This window comes from Acidihalobacter aeolianus, from assembly GCF_001753165.1.
GTDB lineage: Bacteria > Pseudomonadota > Gammaproteobacteria > DSM-5130 > Acidihalobacteraceae > Acidihalobacter > Acidihalobacter aeolianus.
Genome location: NZ_CP017448.1, coordinates 1,315,247 through 1,332,857, shown reverse-complemented (window position 1 = coordinate 1,332,857; position 17,611 = coordinate 1,315,247). Strand labels below are relative to the sequence as shown.

Below are 17,611 nucleotides of genomic sequence, written 5' to 3'. Positions count from 1 at the left end.
CCTGGAGGGCGATCCGATGAACCCGCTGCCGACGCGACGCGAACAGATCGTGCAAACCCACGCCGCCCTCATCGTCAACGTGGTAAAGGCGGTACAGAACCCCACCCTGAGACCTCCGCTCGAGGAGGTGCTGCGCGTCAGCGCGGAAAACGGCTGGGGCGATCTCGTTGCGGCGATCCGGAGAATTCTGGGCGGCGAGCGCGAACTGGGACTGATCGAGGGTCTGGACGAGGAAGACAGCGTGATCGTCGAGGCCATCCTGCGCGGCATCCAGGATCCAGCGACGCTACCCGATCCCAGCGCCAAGGCGGACCCAGTACTCGCCGCACCGGGTCTCGCCGCGATGATCCACGCAAGCAGCCGCGGCGACGTTCAGGCCCTGCAGCTGCTGTCCGGCATGGCCGAACAGATGACTCGCGTCGGCGGAGACATGGGACGAATGGGCGGACTGATCCGCCGCCTGGTGGATGGCGAACGGGATGCCGATAAACTCACCAAGGGCATGAGTGCTCAGGGTGAATCGCTGCTGCTGGCCGTACTTGAGGAACTCGGCAAGCTGGACGCCCACTGACTGCGGGCAGTGGATTGCCGTTCTCAGGCGTAGCGTTCCAGCGTTAGCCCCTCAGGGTCGATTTCCGTCTCCCTCCCAGACACGAGATCGGCCAGCAGACGCGAGGAGCCGCAGCTCAGGGTCCAGCCCAGGGTACCGTGGCCATTGTTCAGAAACAGATTGCCATAGCGCGTCGGGCCGACAACCGGCGGTCCGTCCGGCGTCATCGGCCGCAGCCCGCACCAGTATTCCGCTTGTGAAAGATCGGCCGCGTCCGGGAACCAGTCACGCGCGACGCGTTCGATCACCCCATAGCGCGTCTCGGACAGCGACATATCGAAACCGGCCAGTTCCGCAATGCCCGCAACGCGTAGGCGGTCGCCCAGGCGCGTGATGGCCACCTTGCGCGCCTCGTCGATCATGGTCGAGACGGGGGCGGCTTCCGGGTCCACGATGGGCGCGGTCAGCGAATAACCCTTGACCGGGAAAACCGGCAGACGAATGCCCAGCGGCGCGAGCAGACCCGGCGTATAGCTGCCGGCCGCCAGCACATAGGCATCTGCAGTCAACGTCCCCTGATCCGTTTCGACGCCTTCCACGCGTGCGCCAGCTGCCTGCAGCCCGGCGACGTCCACGCCGTAGCGGAAGGTGACGCCGGCGGCGGCGCAATGCGCAGCCAGGGACTCCGTGAATTTACGGCAATCGCCGATCTCGTCGCCCGGGAACGAAAGCGCACCGGCCAAACGCTCGCGTACGCGCGCCAGTCCCGGCTCGACTTCCAGGCATTCGTCGGTCGACAGCAGGCGCGCGGGTATGCCCGCCTGCGCCAGCAGTTCGAGCTCCCGGTCCATGCCTTCAAGCTGGGATGCGTCGCGGAACAGTTCCAGCGTGCCACCGCTTCCCTCGTCATAACGCAGCCCCAGCGACTCGCGCAGCTCAACGATCGCGGTATAGCTGTAACGTCCGAGGCGCAACAGCCGCGCCTTGTTGACGGCATAGCGGTCGGCTGCGCAATTGCGCAGCATGGCACCGACAAAACGCCATTGCGCGGGGTCAGCACGCCAGTGCATCACCAGCGGGGCATCACGCTCGAACTGCCAGCGCAGCGCCTTGAGCGGAACGCCGGGAGCGGCCCAGGGCGTGGCATAGCCCCAGGACACCATGCCGGCATTGGCGAAACTGGTTTCCAGCGCCGGACCCTGCTGCCGATCCACCACGGTAACGTCATGGCCGGCGCGCTGCAGATACCACGCGCTGGTCACGCCGATGACCCCGGCGCCCACGATCAGGACCTTCATGTGGCCTTCCTTGCTGCTCATGCGATTCGGGATCGGGCAATCCTGGCAGCGCCTGGAGGCGCCCCGTCAATCACCCGGCATGGCCGCGACTCGGCGCGGCAACAGCCCCGATTCTATCCGAAACGCCCGGTGATGTAGTCCTCGGTTTCCTTGCTGCCGGGGTTGGTGAAGATGGTGTTGGTGTCATTGAACTCCACCAGCTTGCCGAGATACATGAAGGCGGTGTAGTCGGAAACGCGCGCCGCCTGCTGCATGTTGTGGGTGACAATGGCGATGGTGTAGTCGTTCTTGAGCTCGTAGATCAGCTCCTCGATCTTGAGCGTCGAAATCGGATCCAGCGCCGAGGCCGGTTCGTCAAGCAGCAGCACCTGAGGTTTCACCGCGATGGCGCGGGCGATGCAAAGACGCTGCTGCTGGCCACCGGAAAGCTGGGTACCGCTCTGCTTGAGCTTGTCCTTGACCTCATCCCAAATCGCGGCCTTGTGCAGCGCCCATTCCACGCGATCGTCCATTTCCGCCCTGGCCAGCCGCTCGTACAGCTTCACCCCGAATGCAATGTTGTCGTAGATCGACATCGGGAACGGCGTCGGCTTCTGGAACACCATGCCGACCTTGGCGCGCAAGAGGTTCAGGTCCTCGCCAGAGCCGAGGATGTTGCGCCCGTCGAGCAGGATCTTGCCCTCGGCCCGCTGATCGGGGTACAAGTTGTAGATCCGGTTGAAGGTACGCAGCAAGGTCGATTTGCCGCAACCCGAAGGACCGATGAAGGCCGTGACCTGACGCTCGGGAATCTGCAGATCGATGCCATGCAGGGCATGGTACTTGCCGTAGTAGAAATTCAGACCCTTGACCACGATCTTGGGATTCGGCACCTCGTGCAGACCGACGTGCCGATGACCGGCTTCCGCACCGCCGGAAGGAGCTGCGGCATCGATGGCTTGCTGTTGCTTGATGGAGGGGTGTTTCATGGACGTCACTCCGGTTATCAATCGGTGCGGCGCGAACGCAGTGCAACCCGTGCCGCGATATTCATGATCAGGACCGACAAGGTGATCAGCAGCGCGCCGGCCCAGGCGAGGTGTTGCCAGCGCTCGTACGGGCTCATCGCGAAATTGAAGATCACAAGCGGTAGCGCTGGCATGGGCTTGTTCATGTCCACGTTCCAGAACTGATTGCCCAGGGAGGTAAATAGCAGCGGCGCAGTTTCGCCGATGATCTGCGCGGTCGCCAGCACGATGCCGGTGACCAGCCCGGCCATGGCCGCGCGATACACGATCCACACCGTCACCCGCCAGCGCGGGGCGCCTAGTGCTGCCGCGGCCTCGCGCATGCTGTCGGGCACCAACCCCAGCATGTTGTCGGTAGTACGCACCACCACGGGAATCACGATCAGGGCCAGCGCGACAGCTCCGGCCCAACCTGAAAATCGGCCCATGTGCGCGACCATGGCCTCATACACGAAGACCCCCAGCACGATGGAGGGCGCACTCAGCAGCACATCGTTGATGAAACGCACGACCGGGGTGATCCACGAGCGTCGTCCGAATTCGCACAGATAGGTGCCGGCAAGAAGGCCGATCGGTGCGCCGAACAGAACGCCGAAGGCGGTCAGCAGCAGGCTGCCGACGATGGCATTGGCCAAGCCACCGTCCTGACTGCCCGGCCCGGGCGTGTTTTCGGTGAACACGCGCCAGTCGATATACGCCGCGCCCTCGGCGATCAGCGTCCACATCAACCACCCCATGAAAAACAGGCCAAAGGCCGTGGCGGCCATGGCCATCGCCTGGCTGAAGTAATTCATGGCACGACGACGTGCGTAACGGCTCATGGCATCTCCCTCAGGCCTTTTGGCCACCCTGTGCGCGTTCGAGGCGCATCAGCAGCAGACGGGCGAAGGACAACACGATCACCGTAATCACGAACAGTAGAAACCCCAGCGCGATCAGCGATGAGGTATACAACTCGCCGTCCGCTTCGGTGAACTCGTTGGCCAGCGTGGAAGAAATCGTATTGCCCGGCATGAACAGCGAAAGATGCAGATCGTGCGAATTGCCGATCACGAAGGTGACAGCCATGGTCTCGCCCAGTGCGCGGCCTAGACCCAACATGATACCGCCGATCACGCCGACCTTGGTGAATGGCAGCACCACACGCCAGATGACCTCCCAGCGGGTCAACCCCATCGCATAGGCCGATTCCTTGAGCGTTCGCGGTACGACATCAAACACGTCGCGCGTGATCGCCGCGATGAACGGGATCACCATGATGGCCAGGATGAAGCCAGCATTGAAGACGCTGATACCGATCTGTGGGCCTTGAAATACCACACCGACCAGAGGAATCGCGCCCAGCGTTTCGCTCATCAGCGGTTGGATATAGTCGGTGAAGAAAGGCGCGAAGACGAACAGCCCCCACATGCCATAGATAATCGAGGGGATGGCGGCGAGCAGCTCGATCGCGGTGCCTACCGGCCGCCTGAGCCAGACCGGTGCGATTTCGGTGATGAACAGGGCAATGCCGAAACTGACCGGTATACCGATCAGCATTGCGATCAGAGAGGTCACCAGCGTGCCGACCATCGGCGACAGTGCGCCGAACTGCTGGGTGACCGGATTCCATTCCGTGCTCGCCAGGAAATCCCAGCCGAAATGGCGGAAGGCGGGCCAGGCCGCCCAGGCCAGTGTCGCCAGAATGACCGCAAGCACCAGCAATACGGCCAGCGCGAAAAACTGGGTGGTCAGACGGAATGCGCGGTCCCCCCAGACAATGGGGCGTACGGCAGCGACCGAGCCATGGGCAAACGTCTTCTGCCCGCTGTCAGTATTCACGGAGGTCATCGGAGGCATGGCACGAAGGTCCAGAGGGTGAATTTACAGGCATCGGCCTTGCGAGACAAAACAAAACAGGGGGACGACGGAGTCGTCCCCCTGTCCGCGTGCCGGTAGCGGCGGCTTACATGGAATCTGCTGCGGACCATACGGCGGTGCCATCGGCACCCTTGATGTCATTTGCCCAGGTCGCCTCGACCATCCGCACGACCGCTTCAGGCATCGGCACGTAGTCGAGTTTCTCGGCCATCGACTGCCCATGATGGTAAGACCAGTCAAAGAACTTAAGGACGGCCTTGGTCACCTCCGGCTTGTCTGCCTGTTTGTACACCAGAATGAAGCTGGCACCGGTGATCGGCCAGCTCTTCGCACCGGGCTGGTCGGTCAGCACCATGTAATAGCCAGGGGCATGCTGCCAGTCGGCCCCTGCCGCCGCAGACTGGAAGTTTTCCGCCGTCGGTGCGACATAGTGCCCGTCATGATTTTTCAGGCGCACATAGTTCATCTTGTTCTGCAGCGCATAGGCATACTCGACGTAGCCGATCGAACCGTTGATGCGGTTCACATAGTTGGCCACGCCCTGATTGCCCTTGCCGCCCACGCCCACTGGCCAGTCGACCGACTTGTTGTTGCCGACCTTATCCGCCCACGACTTGCTGACCTTGGTCAGGTAGTTGGTGTAGATGAAGGTCGTACCCGAACCATCGGAACGGTGTACCACCGTGATCGCACGGTGCGGCAGCTTGAGTTCGGGATTGAGCGCCTTGATCGCCTTGTCGTCCCAGTACTTGATCTTGCCGAGGAAGACGTCGGCCAGGACTTCGCCGTCCAGGCGCATATGCCCCATGCCGAGGCCATGAATGTTCACCACCGGAACGACGCCGCCCATGATCATGGGGAACTGCATCAGGCCGTGTTTGTCCAGCTCCTCGGCCTTGAGCGGGGCATCGGAGGCGCCGAAATCGACCGTCTTGGCCTTGACCTGCTTGATGCCACCGCCGGAACCGATCGCCTGGTAATTGAATTCGACGCCCTTGGCCTTGTGGTAGGCGTCGGCCCACTGGGAGTAGACCGGATACGGGAACGTCGCACCGGCGCCGTTGATCTGTTTGATTTCTGCCTGGGCCACGCCCGATGCCATCAGGGCAGCCCCGACGACCAAGCCCGCGTTGATATACCTCAACATGTCTGTGTACCTCGATTATGGTGTATGTAATCAAGCCCGCCAGAATCGGGGTCCCCCCCTCGTCAACTGGCTATCGGCAGTCTAGGCAGGCCATATGACAGTGTCGTGACATCTCTTCCCGCCTCATCCATGCTGCATACGCCGGTGTGCTAGGATTTTCGGGCGCAAAACACACCACCAAAGAGCGCCTGCCTGACACCGCTTGCCAAACCCGAACCGACATCACTTATGCGATTGATCAGAAATGTATTTTTGGTCTGCAGTGCGCTTGCATTGCTGGGCTCAGGCACGGCTTACGCAAAGCCCTCGGACTTCGATGCAGCCCAGTTACGATCGGCTCAGCAATCGGTCTCCGATATCCAGAACCAGCTCCAAAACGAGCTGATCGGCGTCACACAACTGCAACAATGGCTCGATGAAGTGGTGCGTGACCGCCAACAGGCGGAGGCCTGCGTCACTTCGCAGCAGAGTGCCGCGCAGTCCCTCAAGGCGGAAATCACGGCCCTTGGCCCCCTGGTCAAGGGGGAATCCTGGCAGGTCACCTCCAAACGCTACAGCCTCGAACGACAGGCTGCGCAGGCTGCACAAAACCTCGCAGATTGCAGACTGCTCCTCGTCAACAGCAATGCGCTGTACAAGTCGCTGCAGACACGTCGAAGCAAAGAGATGGCGACCCAGCTGATGATTCGCGGGCGCGGCACTGTCTCCCTGATTGGCGCCTACCTGAGCTCGCCCCCTCCGATCAAAGACTGGGTGCACTGGCCTGATCTGCAAATGCACCTGGGAGACCTCACCCCCCTGAGTGGGGCTCTACTGGCCTTGTTGAGTGCGCTCGGCTTATTCGCAGGCCTGTTCGGGCGCAAGCGCCTGTATGCTCGACTGCGTCCCGTCGATCCGGCCAAGGATCATGCGCGCGCCATCGCCCTCGCCCTCATCGTAAGCCTCAATCGCTATCGACCGGGATTGCTGCTCACCGGCGTATGGTCGGTGTTCTGGCTCGTATCCGGACAGGAGGGCGGTCCCTGGCCGGTACTGGCGGCGGTGAGCTTCGTACTCTTCGTCTACCATCTAGCCCTGGTCGTGATTCGCGGCGTGTTCGACCCACCGCCCCCCGCAAGCCACCACCTGCCCTTCCCGGCAGACCTGTGCCACTCGTTCGCACGGACTCTGCGCTGGCTTACCTTCAACGCGCTAATCGGTCTGATCCTGTTCGCGACGCCGCTGACGGATGCGATGAACGAGTCGATCATCTTGCTGGCACGCTCGTTCTGGGGTGCACTGTTCGTCGCCAACCTGCTTGTCACGCTGTGGCTGTTCCGGCGTCTACGGCACCGCAGCGGGCTCGGCATCGTGCAACTTGGTTTCTCGGCTGCACTGGTGGCCGGCCTGATCGCGGAATGGCTGGGTTACCGCAATCTCAGCCAGTTCATCGTCGGCGGCATCGTGTACTCGCTGATCGTCTTGTTGCTGACCTGGCTCGTCGTCACCCTGATCAACGATCTGTTCAACAGCCTGGAGGAAGGCCGCCACCCCTGGGAGCAACGCCTGCGCCGTCGCCTTGCATTGCGCGAGGACGGCTTCATTCCTGGGTTGTTCTGGCTGCGCCTGCTGCTCAATGCAGCCGTACTGGCCGTGGTATTGTTCGTTCTGTTGCGTATCTGGGGGCTCTCAGCGGCCGGGCAGGCCCTGCTGTTCCACTATCTGACCCACGGCTTCACTCTGGGCAAAATCAGTATCGTCCCTTCGCGCATCGCCATTGCACTGCTGGTGCTCGCCCTGCTGCTGTCGATCGGTTCCTGGGCCCGTTCGGCACTGGATCAACGTCTCGTTCATGCCCGTATGGAACGCGGTGCCCGCGAGGCCGCGGTTGCCATCACCGGTTATCTGGCCGCGATCGCCGCCGGCTTGATCGCCCTCTCGGTTGCCGGCTTCAATTTCCAGAATCTCGCACTGATCGCCGGTGCCCTGTCGGTGGGCATCGGCTTCGGACTTCAGAACATCGTCAACAACTTCGTCTCCGGCCTGATCCTGCTTTTCGAACGCCCTATCCGCACCGGCGACTGGGTCACTGTCGGCCAGGTCGAGGGACACGTACGCAAGATCAGCATCCGCTCGACGCAGATCGAGACCTTCGACCGGGCCGACGTGGTGGTACCGAACTCCGATCTCATCTCGGGCCCGGTAACCAACTGGATGCTGCGCGACACCTTCGGACGCGTTCGCGCACCCATCGGCGTGGCCTACGGGACCGATACCCAGCTGGTCAAGGAGACCTTGCTCGCCGTCGCCCACGAGCATCCACAGATCGTACTCGGCGATGCGGCGATTCCCGATCCCTACGTGCTGTTCATGTCCTTTGGCGACAGCTCGCTCAATTTCGAACTGCGCGCCTATATCCGCGACGTCAGCAACCGCCTGTCGGTGCTGAGCGATCTGAATTTCGCCATCGACGCCGCCTTCCGAAAGGTTGGGATCTCGATTCCCTTCCCGCAGCGCGATATCCATATAATCCGCGCTCCGCAGGACGCCGCGGATGCCGATGCGGACGACGATGTACGCCCAATGCCGCAGTCGCCCGCAGCTGAACCTCCAGAGCCGGCCACGCCGTCCGGGCAGACGCCGCCGGGATGAGGATGAGTGCCACGATCTCGTCAACGCCGCGCTGTCTGGGCTGGCGCGAATGGGTCGCTCTGCCCCAGCTGGGCATCGACCGCATCAAATGCAAGGTCGACACCGGCGCGCGCACCTCGGCCCTGCATGCCTTTTACAGCGAGCCCTATCATGACGCCGACGGGCGCCCGCGCGTCCGTTTCCGCCTGCACCCAGACCAGGACGACACCGCTCGCGTAGTCGAGTGCGATGCCCCCGTCATCGACGCGCGCGTAGTCAGCGATTCGGGCGGCCATCGCGAGCGCCGTCTGGTCATCCAGACCCCGGTGGTGATCGGCGCCTGGGTCATGCCTATTGAACTGACCCTGACCAATCGCGATACCATGCACTTTCGCATGCTACTCGGACGCACGGCGATGCATCACCGCTTCCTGGTCGACCCGACGCGCTCCTTCCTGGCGGCCAATCCGTCCACCACCCCGGAATCACTCCCATGAGGATTGCGATCCTGTCGCGCAACCGCAGGCTCTATTCCACGCGGCGCCTGATCGAAGCGGCGGAGGCGCGCGAGCACGAAGTCATCGTTCTTGATCCCCTGCGCTGCTATATGAACATCACTTCGCTCAAGCCCTCGATCCATTACAAGGGCGAGCCGATCGAGGATGTGGACGCGGTGATCCCGCGCATTGGCGCTTCGATCACCTTCTACGGCACCGCCGTGCTGCGTCAGTTCGAGATGATGGGCGTGTTCCCGGTCAACGAATCCGTGGCCATCAGCCGTGCGCGCGACAAGCTGCGTTCGCTGCAGCTGCTCTCGCGCAAGGGCATCGGTCTGCCGGTGACCGGTTTCGCCCATTCGCCGGACGACATCGACGACCTGCTCGACCTCGTCGGCGGTACGCCGATGGTGCTCAAGCTGATCGAGGGGACCCAGGGCGTCGGCGTGGTGCTGGCCGAGACCCGCCAGGCCGCGGCGAGCGTCATTCAGGCCTTCATGGGACTCAAGACCAACATCCTGGCGCAGGAATTCATCAAGGAGGCCGGCGGTGCCGACATCCGCTGCTTCGTGATCGGCGGCAAGGTCATCGCGGCAATGAAACGGCAGGCCAAGGAAGGCGAGTTCCGCTCCAATCTGCATCGCGGCGGCAAGGGTCTACCCATCCGCCTGACGCCGCAGGAACGTGCCACGGCGGTCAGTGCCGCCAAGATCATGGGCCTCAACGTCTGCGGGGTCGACATTCTGCGCTCAAACCATGGCCCGGTGGTGATGGAGGTGAACTCCTCGCCCGGGCTCGAAGGCATCGAGAACACCACGGGCAAGGACATCGCCAGCGACATCGTCCGCTTCATCGAACAGAACGCCCGGCCCAATCGGACGCGTACTCGCGGCAAGGGCTAGGCGGCATGCGAGAAGGCTTCGAGATACTGGGCCGCCAGATTGCCCCCGGCACGCGTTGCGCGATCGAACTGCCGTTGCCGCCGCTCTATACCCATACCCCGCTGACCATGCGTCTGCACGTCGTGCATGGACGCCGGCCGGGACCGCGCCTGCTGGTCTGCGCGGCGGTGCACGGCGACGAGATCAACGGCGTCGAGATCATCCGTCGTCTGCTCGCGCACCGGCAGCTCGACCGCCTGCGCGGCACGCTGATCGCCGTTCCGGTGGTCAATGTCTACGGGCTGGTCGCCCAGTCGCGCTATCTGCCAGACCGCCGCGACCTCAACCGCAGTTTTCCCGGCTCCGATCATGGCAGCCTGGCGGCACGCATCGCCAACGCCTTCCTGAGCGAGGTCGTGGCACGATGCAGCCACGGCATCGACCTACACACCGGTGCGGTCCATCGCACCAACCTGCCGCAGATCCGCGCCAACCTTGACGATCCCGAAATCGGCCGCCTGGCACGCGCCTTCGGCGTCAGCGTGCTGCTCAACGGCGAACTGCCGGAAGGCTCGTTGCGCCAGGCAGCGGACGCAGTCGGCGTGCCCATTCTGCTCTACGAGGCCGGCGAGGCCCTGCGCTTCGACGATCTGAGCGTGCGCCTCGGCGTCTCCGGCATCCTCAACGTCATGCGTGCGCTCGATATGCTGCCGCCCGCACGCAAACCCCGGCGCAGCGACGCACGGCCCTTCGTGGCGTATGGCTCGAGCTGGGTCCGGGCGCCGGCCAGCGGCATTCTGCGCAGCTACGCCGCCCTCGGCGCCTACGTCGATCGCGATGCATTGCTCGGCATCGTGGCCGACCCCTTCGGCGACAACGAGAGCGAGGTGCGTGCACCGGCGGCCGGCGTGGTCATCGGGCGCACGCAGATACCGCTGATCCACGAGGGTGAGGCGCTCTATCATCTCGCGCGCTTCAAGGCCCCGGAGGCGGTCGTCAGCAGCCTGGAAATATTCCAGGGCGAGCCCTCGCTGGGTGCGGACTTTCAGCCGCCAGGGGCCGAGCCCGACGTCTGAATCGTAGCCGCGGCTTCTGGACAGAACGGGCACGGACGGCGAAGATGCTCCCGTCGCAAGCCCACCGACATCGCATGCCAACGACAAGGAATTTAGATGCAATTCAGCCCCAAACGTCTGTTCAACCGCGTCACCGGCATCGTGTTCGGGCTCATGCTGCTGTTTCTGACCATCGGCATCATCCTGGGCACCGGGCATCTGTTCATGCAGGTGTTCGAGATGGCGCGATCCGATGAAATCACACGCGGCTATCTCGACATCATCTCCGAGGTACTGTCGCTGTTCGTACTGATCGAACTGTCGCGCTCGCTGGCTGAGTATTTCCGGGTCAATCGTCTGCGCCTGACCTTCATTGTCGATGCCGCCATCGTCTTCGTGCTGCGCGAAATCATGATCGAACTGTTCGAAGGCAAGCTCATCGTCGACCGAACCTACGCCCTGAGTGCCTTGTTGTTCGTGCTCGGCGCCCTACGCATCGGTTCCGTACTCGTCTATCAGCGTGGCGAAGCCCTGGGATTGAACAATGATGACAACTGAAGCTGTCACCTGATCTGCTACGATAATCGCCCAGCCGACGCGACACCGGACCAGGAGAGCGCCATGACCGACAAGGATACCGTTACGCTGACCGACAACCTCACGGGCAAGCAGATCGAACTGCCCGTTCTGCGCGGGGCGGACGGTCCAGCCACGATCGACGTGCGCACACTCTATCGTGAGCTGGGTTACTTCACCTACGATCCCGGTTTCCTGTCGACCGCCAGCTGCCAGAGCGCCATCACCTACATCGACGGCAACGAGGGAATTCTGCGCTACCGCGGTTACCCCATCGAACAACTGGCCGAGCACAGCAGCTACCTGGAAGTCTGCTATCTGCTCCTGTACGGCGAGTTACCCAGCGCCACGGAACTGGGCGAATTCGGCAATCACATCACCCGTCACACCATGCTGCATGAAGCCATGCGCCGTTTCATGAGCGCCTTCCGTCACGATGCCCACCCGATGGCCACCATGGTCGGTGTGGTTGGTGCACTGTCAGCGTTCTACAGCGATTCGACCGACGTGCACAATGCCCGCCAACGCGAGATATCGGCGCACCGCCTGATCGCCAAGATGCCGACCATTGCCGCCTGGAGCTACAAGCACTCTATCGGCGAACCCTTCGTCTATCCCGACAACAAGCTCGGTTTCACCGAAAACTTCCTGCGCATGATGTTCGCCGTGCCCACCGAACCCTTCGTGCCGGACGCACGATTCGTGCGAGCACTGGACCTCATACTGATCCTGCACGCCGATCACGAGCAGAACGCCTCGACCTCGACCGTGCGCCTGACCGGCAGTTCGGAGGCCAACCCCTTCGCCGCCATCTCCGCGGGCATCGCCTCGCTGTGGGGACCCGCGCATGGCGGTGCCAACGAGGCCGTGATCAGCATGCTCGATGAAATCGTCGCGGAAGGCAGGCCAGTGCAACACTATGTCGACCGTGCAAAGGACAAGGAAGATCGTTACCGGCTGATGGGTTTCGGGCACCGCGTCTACAAGAATTACGACCCGCGCGCGCGCATCATCCGCAAGGTCTGCCACGACCTGCTCTCCGGGCTCGGCGAGGACAACCCGAACCAGGAGCTGTTCGACATCGCCATGGAACTCGAGCGCATTGCATTGCAGGACGATTACTTCAAGGAGCGCAACCTATACCCGAACGTGGACTTCTATTCCGGCATCATCCTGCGTGCCATTGGAATTCCGCTGAACATGTTCACCGTCATCTTCTCGATGGCGCGTACCGTCGGCTGGGTAGCGCACTGGATGGAGATGATGGCCGACCCGAAATCGCGCATCGGCCGGCCGCGGCAGCTGTACACGGGCTATGTGGCCCGCGACTACGTGCCGCTGGAAACGCGCGCACGCCACGGTTGACCCAGCGGCGGACAAGAATTAGTGTTTGCTAATATTTAATTTCCCGAGGAGAACTAGATGTCCATCACCCGTATCGTCATGGCTACCGCCGGCACCTTCATCCTGATCAGCCTACTGCTGGCGCATTTCGTCAACCCGAACTGGCTGTGGTTCACCGCGTTCGTCGGCGCGAACCTGTTCCAGTCCGCGTTCACTGGCTTCTGCCCGCTGGTAACCATCCTCAAGAAGCTCGGCGTGCGTCCTGCAGACGCCTTCTGATATGCCGCGCAGCGGCACGGCGCTTATTCAAGCGCCGTGCCGTGTTCGCGGGTCTCGTAAAAACTCACTTCCGGCCAGCGTTCCTGCGCCATCTGCAGATTCACCCGCGTCGGCGCGATGTAGACCAGATCCCCGCCATGATCCAGGGCCAGATTGGCGGCTGCCTTATCGCGAAACTCCCGTAAGATCTTCTCGTCGGATGAGGTGACCCATCTCGCCGTGGTCACGTTCACCGGCTCGAACAGGCAATCCACCCCATATTCGTCACGCAACCGATGCGCGACCACGTCGAACTGCAGCACCCCGACCGCGCCCAGGATCAGGTCGTTGTTGCGCAGCGGATGATACAGCTGGGTCGCCCCCTCCTCGCACAGTTGGGTCAAGCCCTTCTGCAGCGCCTTCATGCGCATGGGATCGCGCAGTTGCGCGCGGCGGAACAACTCGGGCGCGAAGTTGGGGATGCCGGTGAACTGCAGCGTCTCGCCCTGGGTGAAGGTATCGCCGATACGGATGGTGCCGTGGTTGTGAATGCCGATGATGTCGCCGGCATAGGCGTGCTCGACATGCTCGCGGTCCGAGGCCATGAAGGTTAGCGCGTCGCTGATCTTGACGTCCTTGCCGATGCGTACGTGGCGCAGCTTCATGCCCTTTTCGAACTGCCCAGAACACACGCGCATGAAGGCGATGCGGTCGCGGTGCTGCGGGTCCATGTTCGCCTGTATCTTGAATACGAAGCCGGTCAGCGCGGGCTCCAGAGGATCCACCTTGCGACTCGCAGTCGCCCTCGGCTGGGGCGCGGGGGCCTGTTCGACGAAGGCGTCGAGCAGCTCGGCGACGCCGAAATTGTTGATCGCCGAGCCGAAGAACACCGGCGTCTGGCGCCCCTCCAGATAGGCCTCCTGATCGAAGGCGTGACTCGCTCCCTTGACCAGTTCGATCTCCTCGCGCAGCTCCTGCGCCTGCGCGCCCAGGATGCGATCGAGCTCGGGGTTGTCGATCCCGTCGATCGTCTCGCCGGTCTGCATGCGACTGCCCTGCCCGGCCGCATAGAAATGCACCCGATCATGCAGCAGGTGATACACGCCCTTGAAGCGCTTGCCCATGCCGATCGGCCAGGTCACCGGGGTGCATTGAATCTTGAGCACATCCTCGACCTCGTCGAGCAGCTCGATCGGTTCCCGGCCCTCGCGGTCGAGCTTGTTGATGAAGGTGATGATCGGCGTGTCGCGCAGGCGGCATACCTCCATCAGCTTGATCGTGCGTTCCTCGACGCCCTTGGCGGCATCGATCACCATCAGTGCGGAGTCGACCGCGGTCAGCGTGCGGTAGGTGTCCTCGGAGAAATCCTCGTGGCCTGGCGTATCGAGCAGGTTGACGATGTGTCCCTTGTAGGGAAACTGCATCACCGAGGAAGTCACGGAAATGCCGCGCTGCTTTTCCAGCTCCATCCAGTCCGAGGTCGCATGGCGAGCCGCCTTGCGGCCCTTGACCGTACCCGCGAGCTGGATCGCGCCGCCGAACAGCAACAGCTTTTCGGTGATCGTGGTCTTGCCCGCGTCGGGGTGGGAAATGATGGCGAAGGTGCGCCTTCTGGCGACCTCGCGGCTGAGATCGGACATGGCTTTAACCGCAGGGCTCGAAAAAAACGGGCGACTATAGCCCGCAGGGAAATTTGCGTCCAGGGCTTACAGCGCCCGCGCCATCACCAGCGCATCCTCGCGCCCCCGGTGCGACGGATAATACGCCTTGCGCAACCCGACCTCGTTGAACCCCTCGCTCAGATACAGGTTCAGGGCTGTGCGGTTGGATGGACGCACCTCCAGGAAGGCGTTTTCGGCCCCGTGGGTCTTCGCCCAGTTCAACAACGAACGCAGCAGGAAACGACCGTGCCCGCGCCCCTGGGATTCCGGGCGCACAGTGAGGTTCAGGATGTGGTACTCACCCACCGCCAGCGAGGTCACCGAATAACCGATCAGCAGTTGACGCTGATCCAGCGCCCAGCAGGTATAGCCTGCGCGCAGGCAGTCGCGGAAGATCGCCTCGGTCCAAGGATGCGAATACGCACGCCGCTCGATATCCATCAGTGCATCGAGATCCAGCACCTCGAGCGGCCTGAGCTTGGGCAGCGCTTCGCGAGGACGCGTGCTCATGCGACTTCCAGAGTCTGCGTGCGCGCCAGCCTGAGATCGTCCCAGGCGCGCGCCTTCTGCTCGGGACTGCGCAGCAGATAGGCCGGATGGTAGGTAATCACAAGCGGGATACGCCCCGCGTAGCGATGCGCGCGCCCGCGCAGCTGTCCCACGGGCACATCGGTCTGCAGCAGGGTCTGCGCCGCGAAACGGCCCAGCGCGAGAATCAGGCGCGGCGCCACCAGTTCGATCTGGCGTTCCAGATAGCCGGCGCAGGCGGCCACCTCCTCCGGCTTGGGATCGCGGTTGCCCGGCGGACGACATTTGACCACGTTGGCGATGTATACGGTCTCCCGGTTCAAGCCGAGCGCCGCGAGCATGTTGTCGAGCAACTGACCCGCACGCCCGACGAAGGGTTCTCCGCGTCGATCCTCCTCGGCACCGGGGCCCTCGCCGACGATCATCCATGCGGCCTTGCGGTTGCCCACGCCGAAAACGGTCTGCGTGCGTCCTTCGGCGAGCGCGCAGCGCGTGCACCCGGCCACTGCCGATTCCAGCTCGGCCCAGCCGGGAGCGCCGGATACTTCGGGGGATACCGGCCGAGACGGCGGCGCGACCGAGTTCGTCTGCGAAGGCTGTGAACTTGACGAAGACACGCTCTGGGCGCCGCGATACTCGGCGCGCAACGCCCAGGGCTGTATGCCCATCGCAGACAGGTATTCCGTCTTCGTGCTCACCCGCCCGACACCCCGTTGCATGGACCGCGCTTCATAGCCTTGCATTGTAGCGTCTGCGCCACGGGCATCAGGCGCCGCTCAGACGTCGCCCAGTTGCGGGTGCGCGCGCTGCACCACCGAGGCCAGCTTGTCCAGGGCGCTCAGATAGGCCTTGGCCGAGGCAATCACGATGTCGGTATCCGCGCCCTGGCCGTTGACGATTCGCCCGCTCCGTTCCATGCGCACCGTCACCTCGCCCTGCGCATCGGTACCGCTGGTGATGTTATTCACCGAATAGAGCTGCAGCTGCGCCTTGCTGTCGACGATCGCCTCGATGGCACGGAAGGTGGCGTCCACCGGACCGCTGCCCGCAGACTCGGCCGAGCGTTCCTCGCCGTATACGCTCAGGGTGACCTTGGCGAGCGGTACCTCGCCGGTTTCGGAGCAGACGCGCATCGACACCAGCACATGCTGCCCGGTTTCGGAAGCCACCGTCTCGGACACCAGCGCCTGCAGGTCCTCATCGAAGATCTCGTGTTTCTTGTCCGCCAGCACCTTGAAGCGGGTGAAGGCATCGTTGAGTTCCTCCTCGGAGGCGAACTCGATGCCCAGTTCCTTGAGCCGGGTACGCAGCGCGTTGCGTCCGGAGTGCTTGCCGAGCACGATGCGGTTTGCGGTCCAGCCCACGTCCTCGGCGCGCATGATCTCGTAGGTCTCGCGCGATTTGAGCACGCCGTCCTGGTGGATGCCGGATTCGTGCGCGAAGGCGTTGGCGCCGACGATGGCCTTGTTCGGCTGCACCGGGAAACCGGTGATGGTGGACACCAGTCGCGAGGCCGGCACGATCTGGGTGGTGTCGATGCCGGTATCGCAGGCGAACATGTCACGCCGTGTGCGCACCGTCATCACGATCTCTTCCAATGCGGCGTTGCCGGCACGCTCGCCGAGCCCGTTGATGGTGCACTCCACCTGACGCGCGCCGGCCTGCACCGCCGACAGCGAGTTAGCCACGGCGAGACCCAGATCGTTGTGGCAGTGCACTGAAAACACGGCCTTGTCGGCATTCGGAATCCGATTCAGCAGGGCCTCGATCAACGTGCCGAACTGTCCCGGCAGGTTGTAGCCGACCGTATCCGGGATGTTGATCGTGCGCGCACCCGCCTCGATCGCCGCCTCGATGATCCGACAGAGAAAATCGACCTCGGAACGGCCGGCATCCTCGGCGGAAAATTCGACGTCGTCGGTGTAGCGACGCGCGTGGTGCACCGCCTTGACGGCCTGCTCGACGACCTGGTCGGGCTCCATGCGCAGCTTGTGCGCCATGTGGATGGGCGAGGTCGCGATGAAGGTATGGATGCGGCCCGCCTTGGCCGGTTTGATCGCCTCGCCGGCGCGGTCGATGTCGCGCTCCAGCGCCCGGGCCAGCCCGCAGACCACGCTGTCGGTGACGGCGCGTGCCACCGCGCTCACGCCCTCGAAATCGTCGGGGCTGGCGATCGGGAAGCCCGCCTCGATCACGTCGACCCGCATGCGCTCGAGCACCTTGGCGATACGCACCTTCTCGTCGCGCGTCATCGACGCACCCGGACTCTGCTCGCCGTCGCGCAGGGTGGTATCGAAAATGATCAGACGATCGTCGGACATAACTGCTCCCGCTGCCCG

At 63.2% G+C, this 17,611-nt stretch carries 17 protein-coding genes; 8 read left to right on the top strand and 9 right to left on the bottom strand.

What is annotated here, in order from left to right; all coding sequences use genetic code 11:
* Positions 1–16: 16 nt before the first annotated feature.
* Positions 17–571, top strand: coding sequence for a hypothetical protein (locus BJI67_RS06210; protein WP_070072292.1), 555 nt, complete (start codon positions 17–19; stop codon positions 569–571).
* Between the two features lie 23 nt (positions 572–594).
* Here BJI67_RS06210 and BJI67_RS06205 read toward each other — a convergent pair whose 3' ends face one another.
* The 5 genes from BJI67_RS06205 to pstS form a co-directional block, all read right to left on the bottom strand.
* Positions 595–1,869, bottom strand: a complete 1,275-nt coding sequence (locus BJI67_RS06205; protein WP_331712281.1) for a D-amino acid dehydrogenase — start codon at positions 1,867–1,869, stop codon at positions 595–597.
* A gap of 92 nt (positions 1,870–1,961) precedes the next feature.
* The gene (pstB, locus tag BJI67_RS06200) at positions 1,962–2,816 is read right to left on the bottom strand and encodes a phosphate ABC transporter ATP-binding protein PstB (protein WP_083250683.1); all 855 of its coding nucleotides are present in this window, start codon (positions 2,814–2,816) and stop codon (positions 1,962–1,964) included.
* A 17-nt stretch (positions 2,817–2,833) separates the two neighbouring features.
* Positions 2,834–3,676, bottom strand: coding sequence for a phosphate ABC transporter permease PstA (gene pstA, locus BJI67_RS06195; protein ID WP_070072291.1), 843 nt, complete (start codon positions 3,674–3,676; stop codon positions 2,834–2,836).
* A 10-nt stretch (positions 3,677–3,686) separates the two neighbouring features.
* Positions 3,687–4,676, bottom strand: coding sequence for a phosphate ABC transporter permease subunit PstC (pstC, locus tag BJI67_RS06190; RefSeq protein WP_231940909.1), 990 nt, complete (start codon positions 4,674–4,676; stop codon positions 3,687–3,689).
* Between the two features lie 124 nt (positions 4,677–4,800).
* Positions 4,801–5,862 (bottom strand): phosphate ABC transporter substrate-binding protein PstS, encoded by a 1,062-nt coding sequence (pstS, locus tag BJI67_RS06185; protein WP_083250681.1) that lies wholly within the window; start codon positions 5,860–5,862, stop codon positions 4,801–4,803.
* Positions 5,863–6,090: 228 nt separating this feature from the next.
* Here pstS and BJI67_RS06180 point away from each other — a divergent pair, with 228 nt between their 5' ends.
* From BJI67_RS06180 to BJI67_RS06150, 7 genes are all read left to right on the top strand, one after another.
* Entirely contained in the window at positions 6,091–8,493 is a 2,403-nt protein-coding gene (locus BJI67_RS06180; protein ID WP_070072290.1) for a mechanosensitive ion channel domain-containing protein, read from the top strand.
* A gap of 2 nt (positions 8,494–8,495) precedes the next feature.
* Positions 8,496–8,969 (top strand): ATP-dependent zinc protease family protein, encoded by a 474-nt coding sequence (locus tag BJI67_RS06175; protein WP_156782047.1) that lies wholly within the window; start codon positions 8,496–8,498, stop codon positions 8,967–8,969.
* Complete coding sequence (gene rimK, locus BJI67_RS06170; RefSeq protein ID WP_070072288.1) at positions 8,966–9,871, top strand: 30S ribosomal protein S6--L-glutamate ligase; 906 nt, start codon at positions 8,966–8,968, stop codon at positions 9,869–9,871. The genes BJI67_RS06175 and rimK overlap by 4 nt, the downstream gene beginning before the upstream one ends.
* 5 nt (positions 9,872–9,876) lie before the next feature.
* A complete protein-coding gene (locus BJI67_RS06165; RefSeq protein WP_070072287.1) occupies positions 9,877–10,926 on the top strand; it encodes a succinylglutamate desuccinylase/aspartoacylase family protein in 1,050 nt (349 codons plus the stop codon).
* A gap of 96 nt (positions 10,927–11,022) precedes the next feature.
* A complete protein-coding gene (locus BJI67_RS06160; protein ID WP_070072286.1) occupies positions 11,023–11,463 on the top strand; it encodes a phosphate-starvation-inducible PsiE family protein in 441 nt (146 codons plus the stop codon).
* A 63-nt stretch (positions 11,464–11,526) separates the two neighbouring features.
* On the top strand, positions 11,527–12,846 hold the full coding sequence (locus tag BJI67_RS06155; protein ID WP_070072285.1) for a citrate synthase: 1,320 nt from the start codon (positions 11,527–11,529) through the stop codon (positions 12,844–12,846).
* Between the two features lie 57 nt (positions 12,847–12,903).
* Complete coding sequence (locus BJI67_RS06150; RefSeq protein ID WP_070072284.1) at positions 12,904–13,104, top strand: YgaP family membrane protein; 201 nt, start codon at positions 12,904–12,906, stop codon at positions 13,102–13,104.
* Between the two features lie 23 nt (positions 13,105–13,127).
* On the opposite strand, the gene BJI67_RS06145 is transcribed toward BJI67_RS06150, so the two are convergent.
* The 4 genes from BJI67_RS06145 to BJI67_RS06130 form a co-directional block, all read right to left on the bottom strand.
* On the bottom strand, positions 13,128–14,723 hold the full coding sequence (locus BJI67_RS06145; protein ID WP_070072283.1) for a peptide chain release factor 3: 1,596 nt from the start codon (positions 14,721–14,723) through the stop codon (positions 13,128–13,130).
* A gap of 66 nt (positions 14,724–14,789) precedes the next feature.
* Positions 14,790–15,254 carry a ribosomal protein S18-alanine N-acetyltransferase gene (gene rimI, locus BJI67_RS06140; protein ID WP_070072282.1) on the bottom strand — a complete coding sequence of 155 codons (465 nt, stop codon included), beginning with the start codon at positions 15,252–15,254 and terminating at the stop codon, positions 14,790–14,792.
* A complete protein-coding gene (locus BJI67_RS06135; protein ID WP_231940908.1) occupies positions 15,251–15,970 on the bottom strand; it encodes a uracil-DNA glycosylase in 720 nt (239 codons plus the stop codon). The genes rimI and BJI67_RS06135 overlap by 4 nt, the downstream gene beginning before the upstream one ends.
* Positions 15,971–16,048: 78 nt before the next feature.
* The gene (locus BJI67_RS06130; protein ID WP_070072281.1) at positions 16,049–17,593 is read right to left on the bottom strand and encodes a 2-isopropylmalate synthase; all 1,545 of its coding nucleotides are present in this window, start codon (positions 17,591–17,593) and stop codon (positions 16,049–16,051) included.
* Positions 17,594–17,611 lie beyond the last annotated feature (18 nt).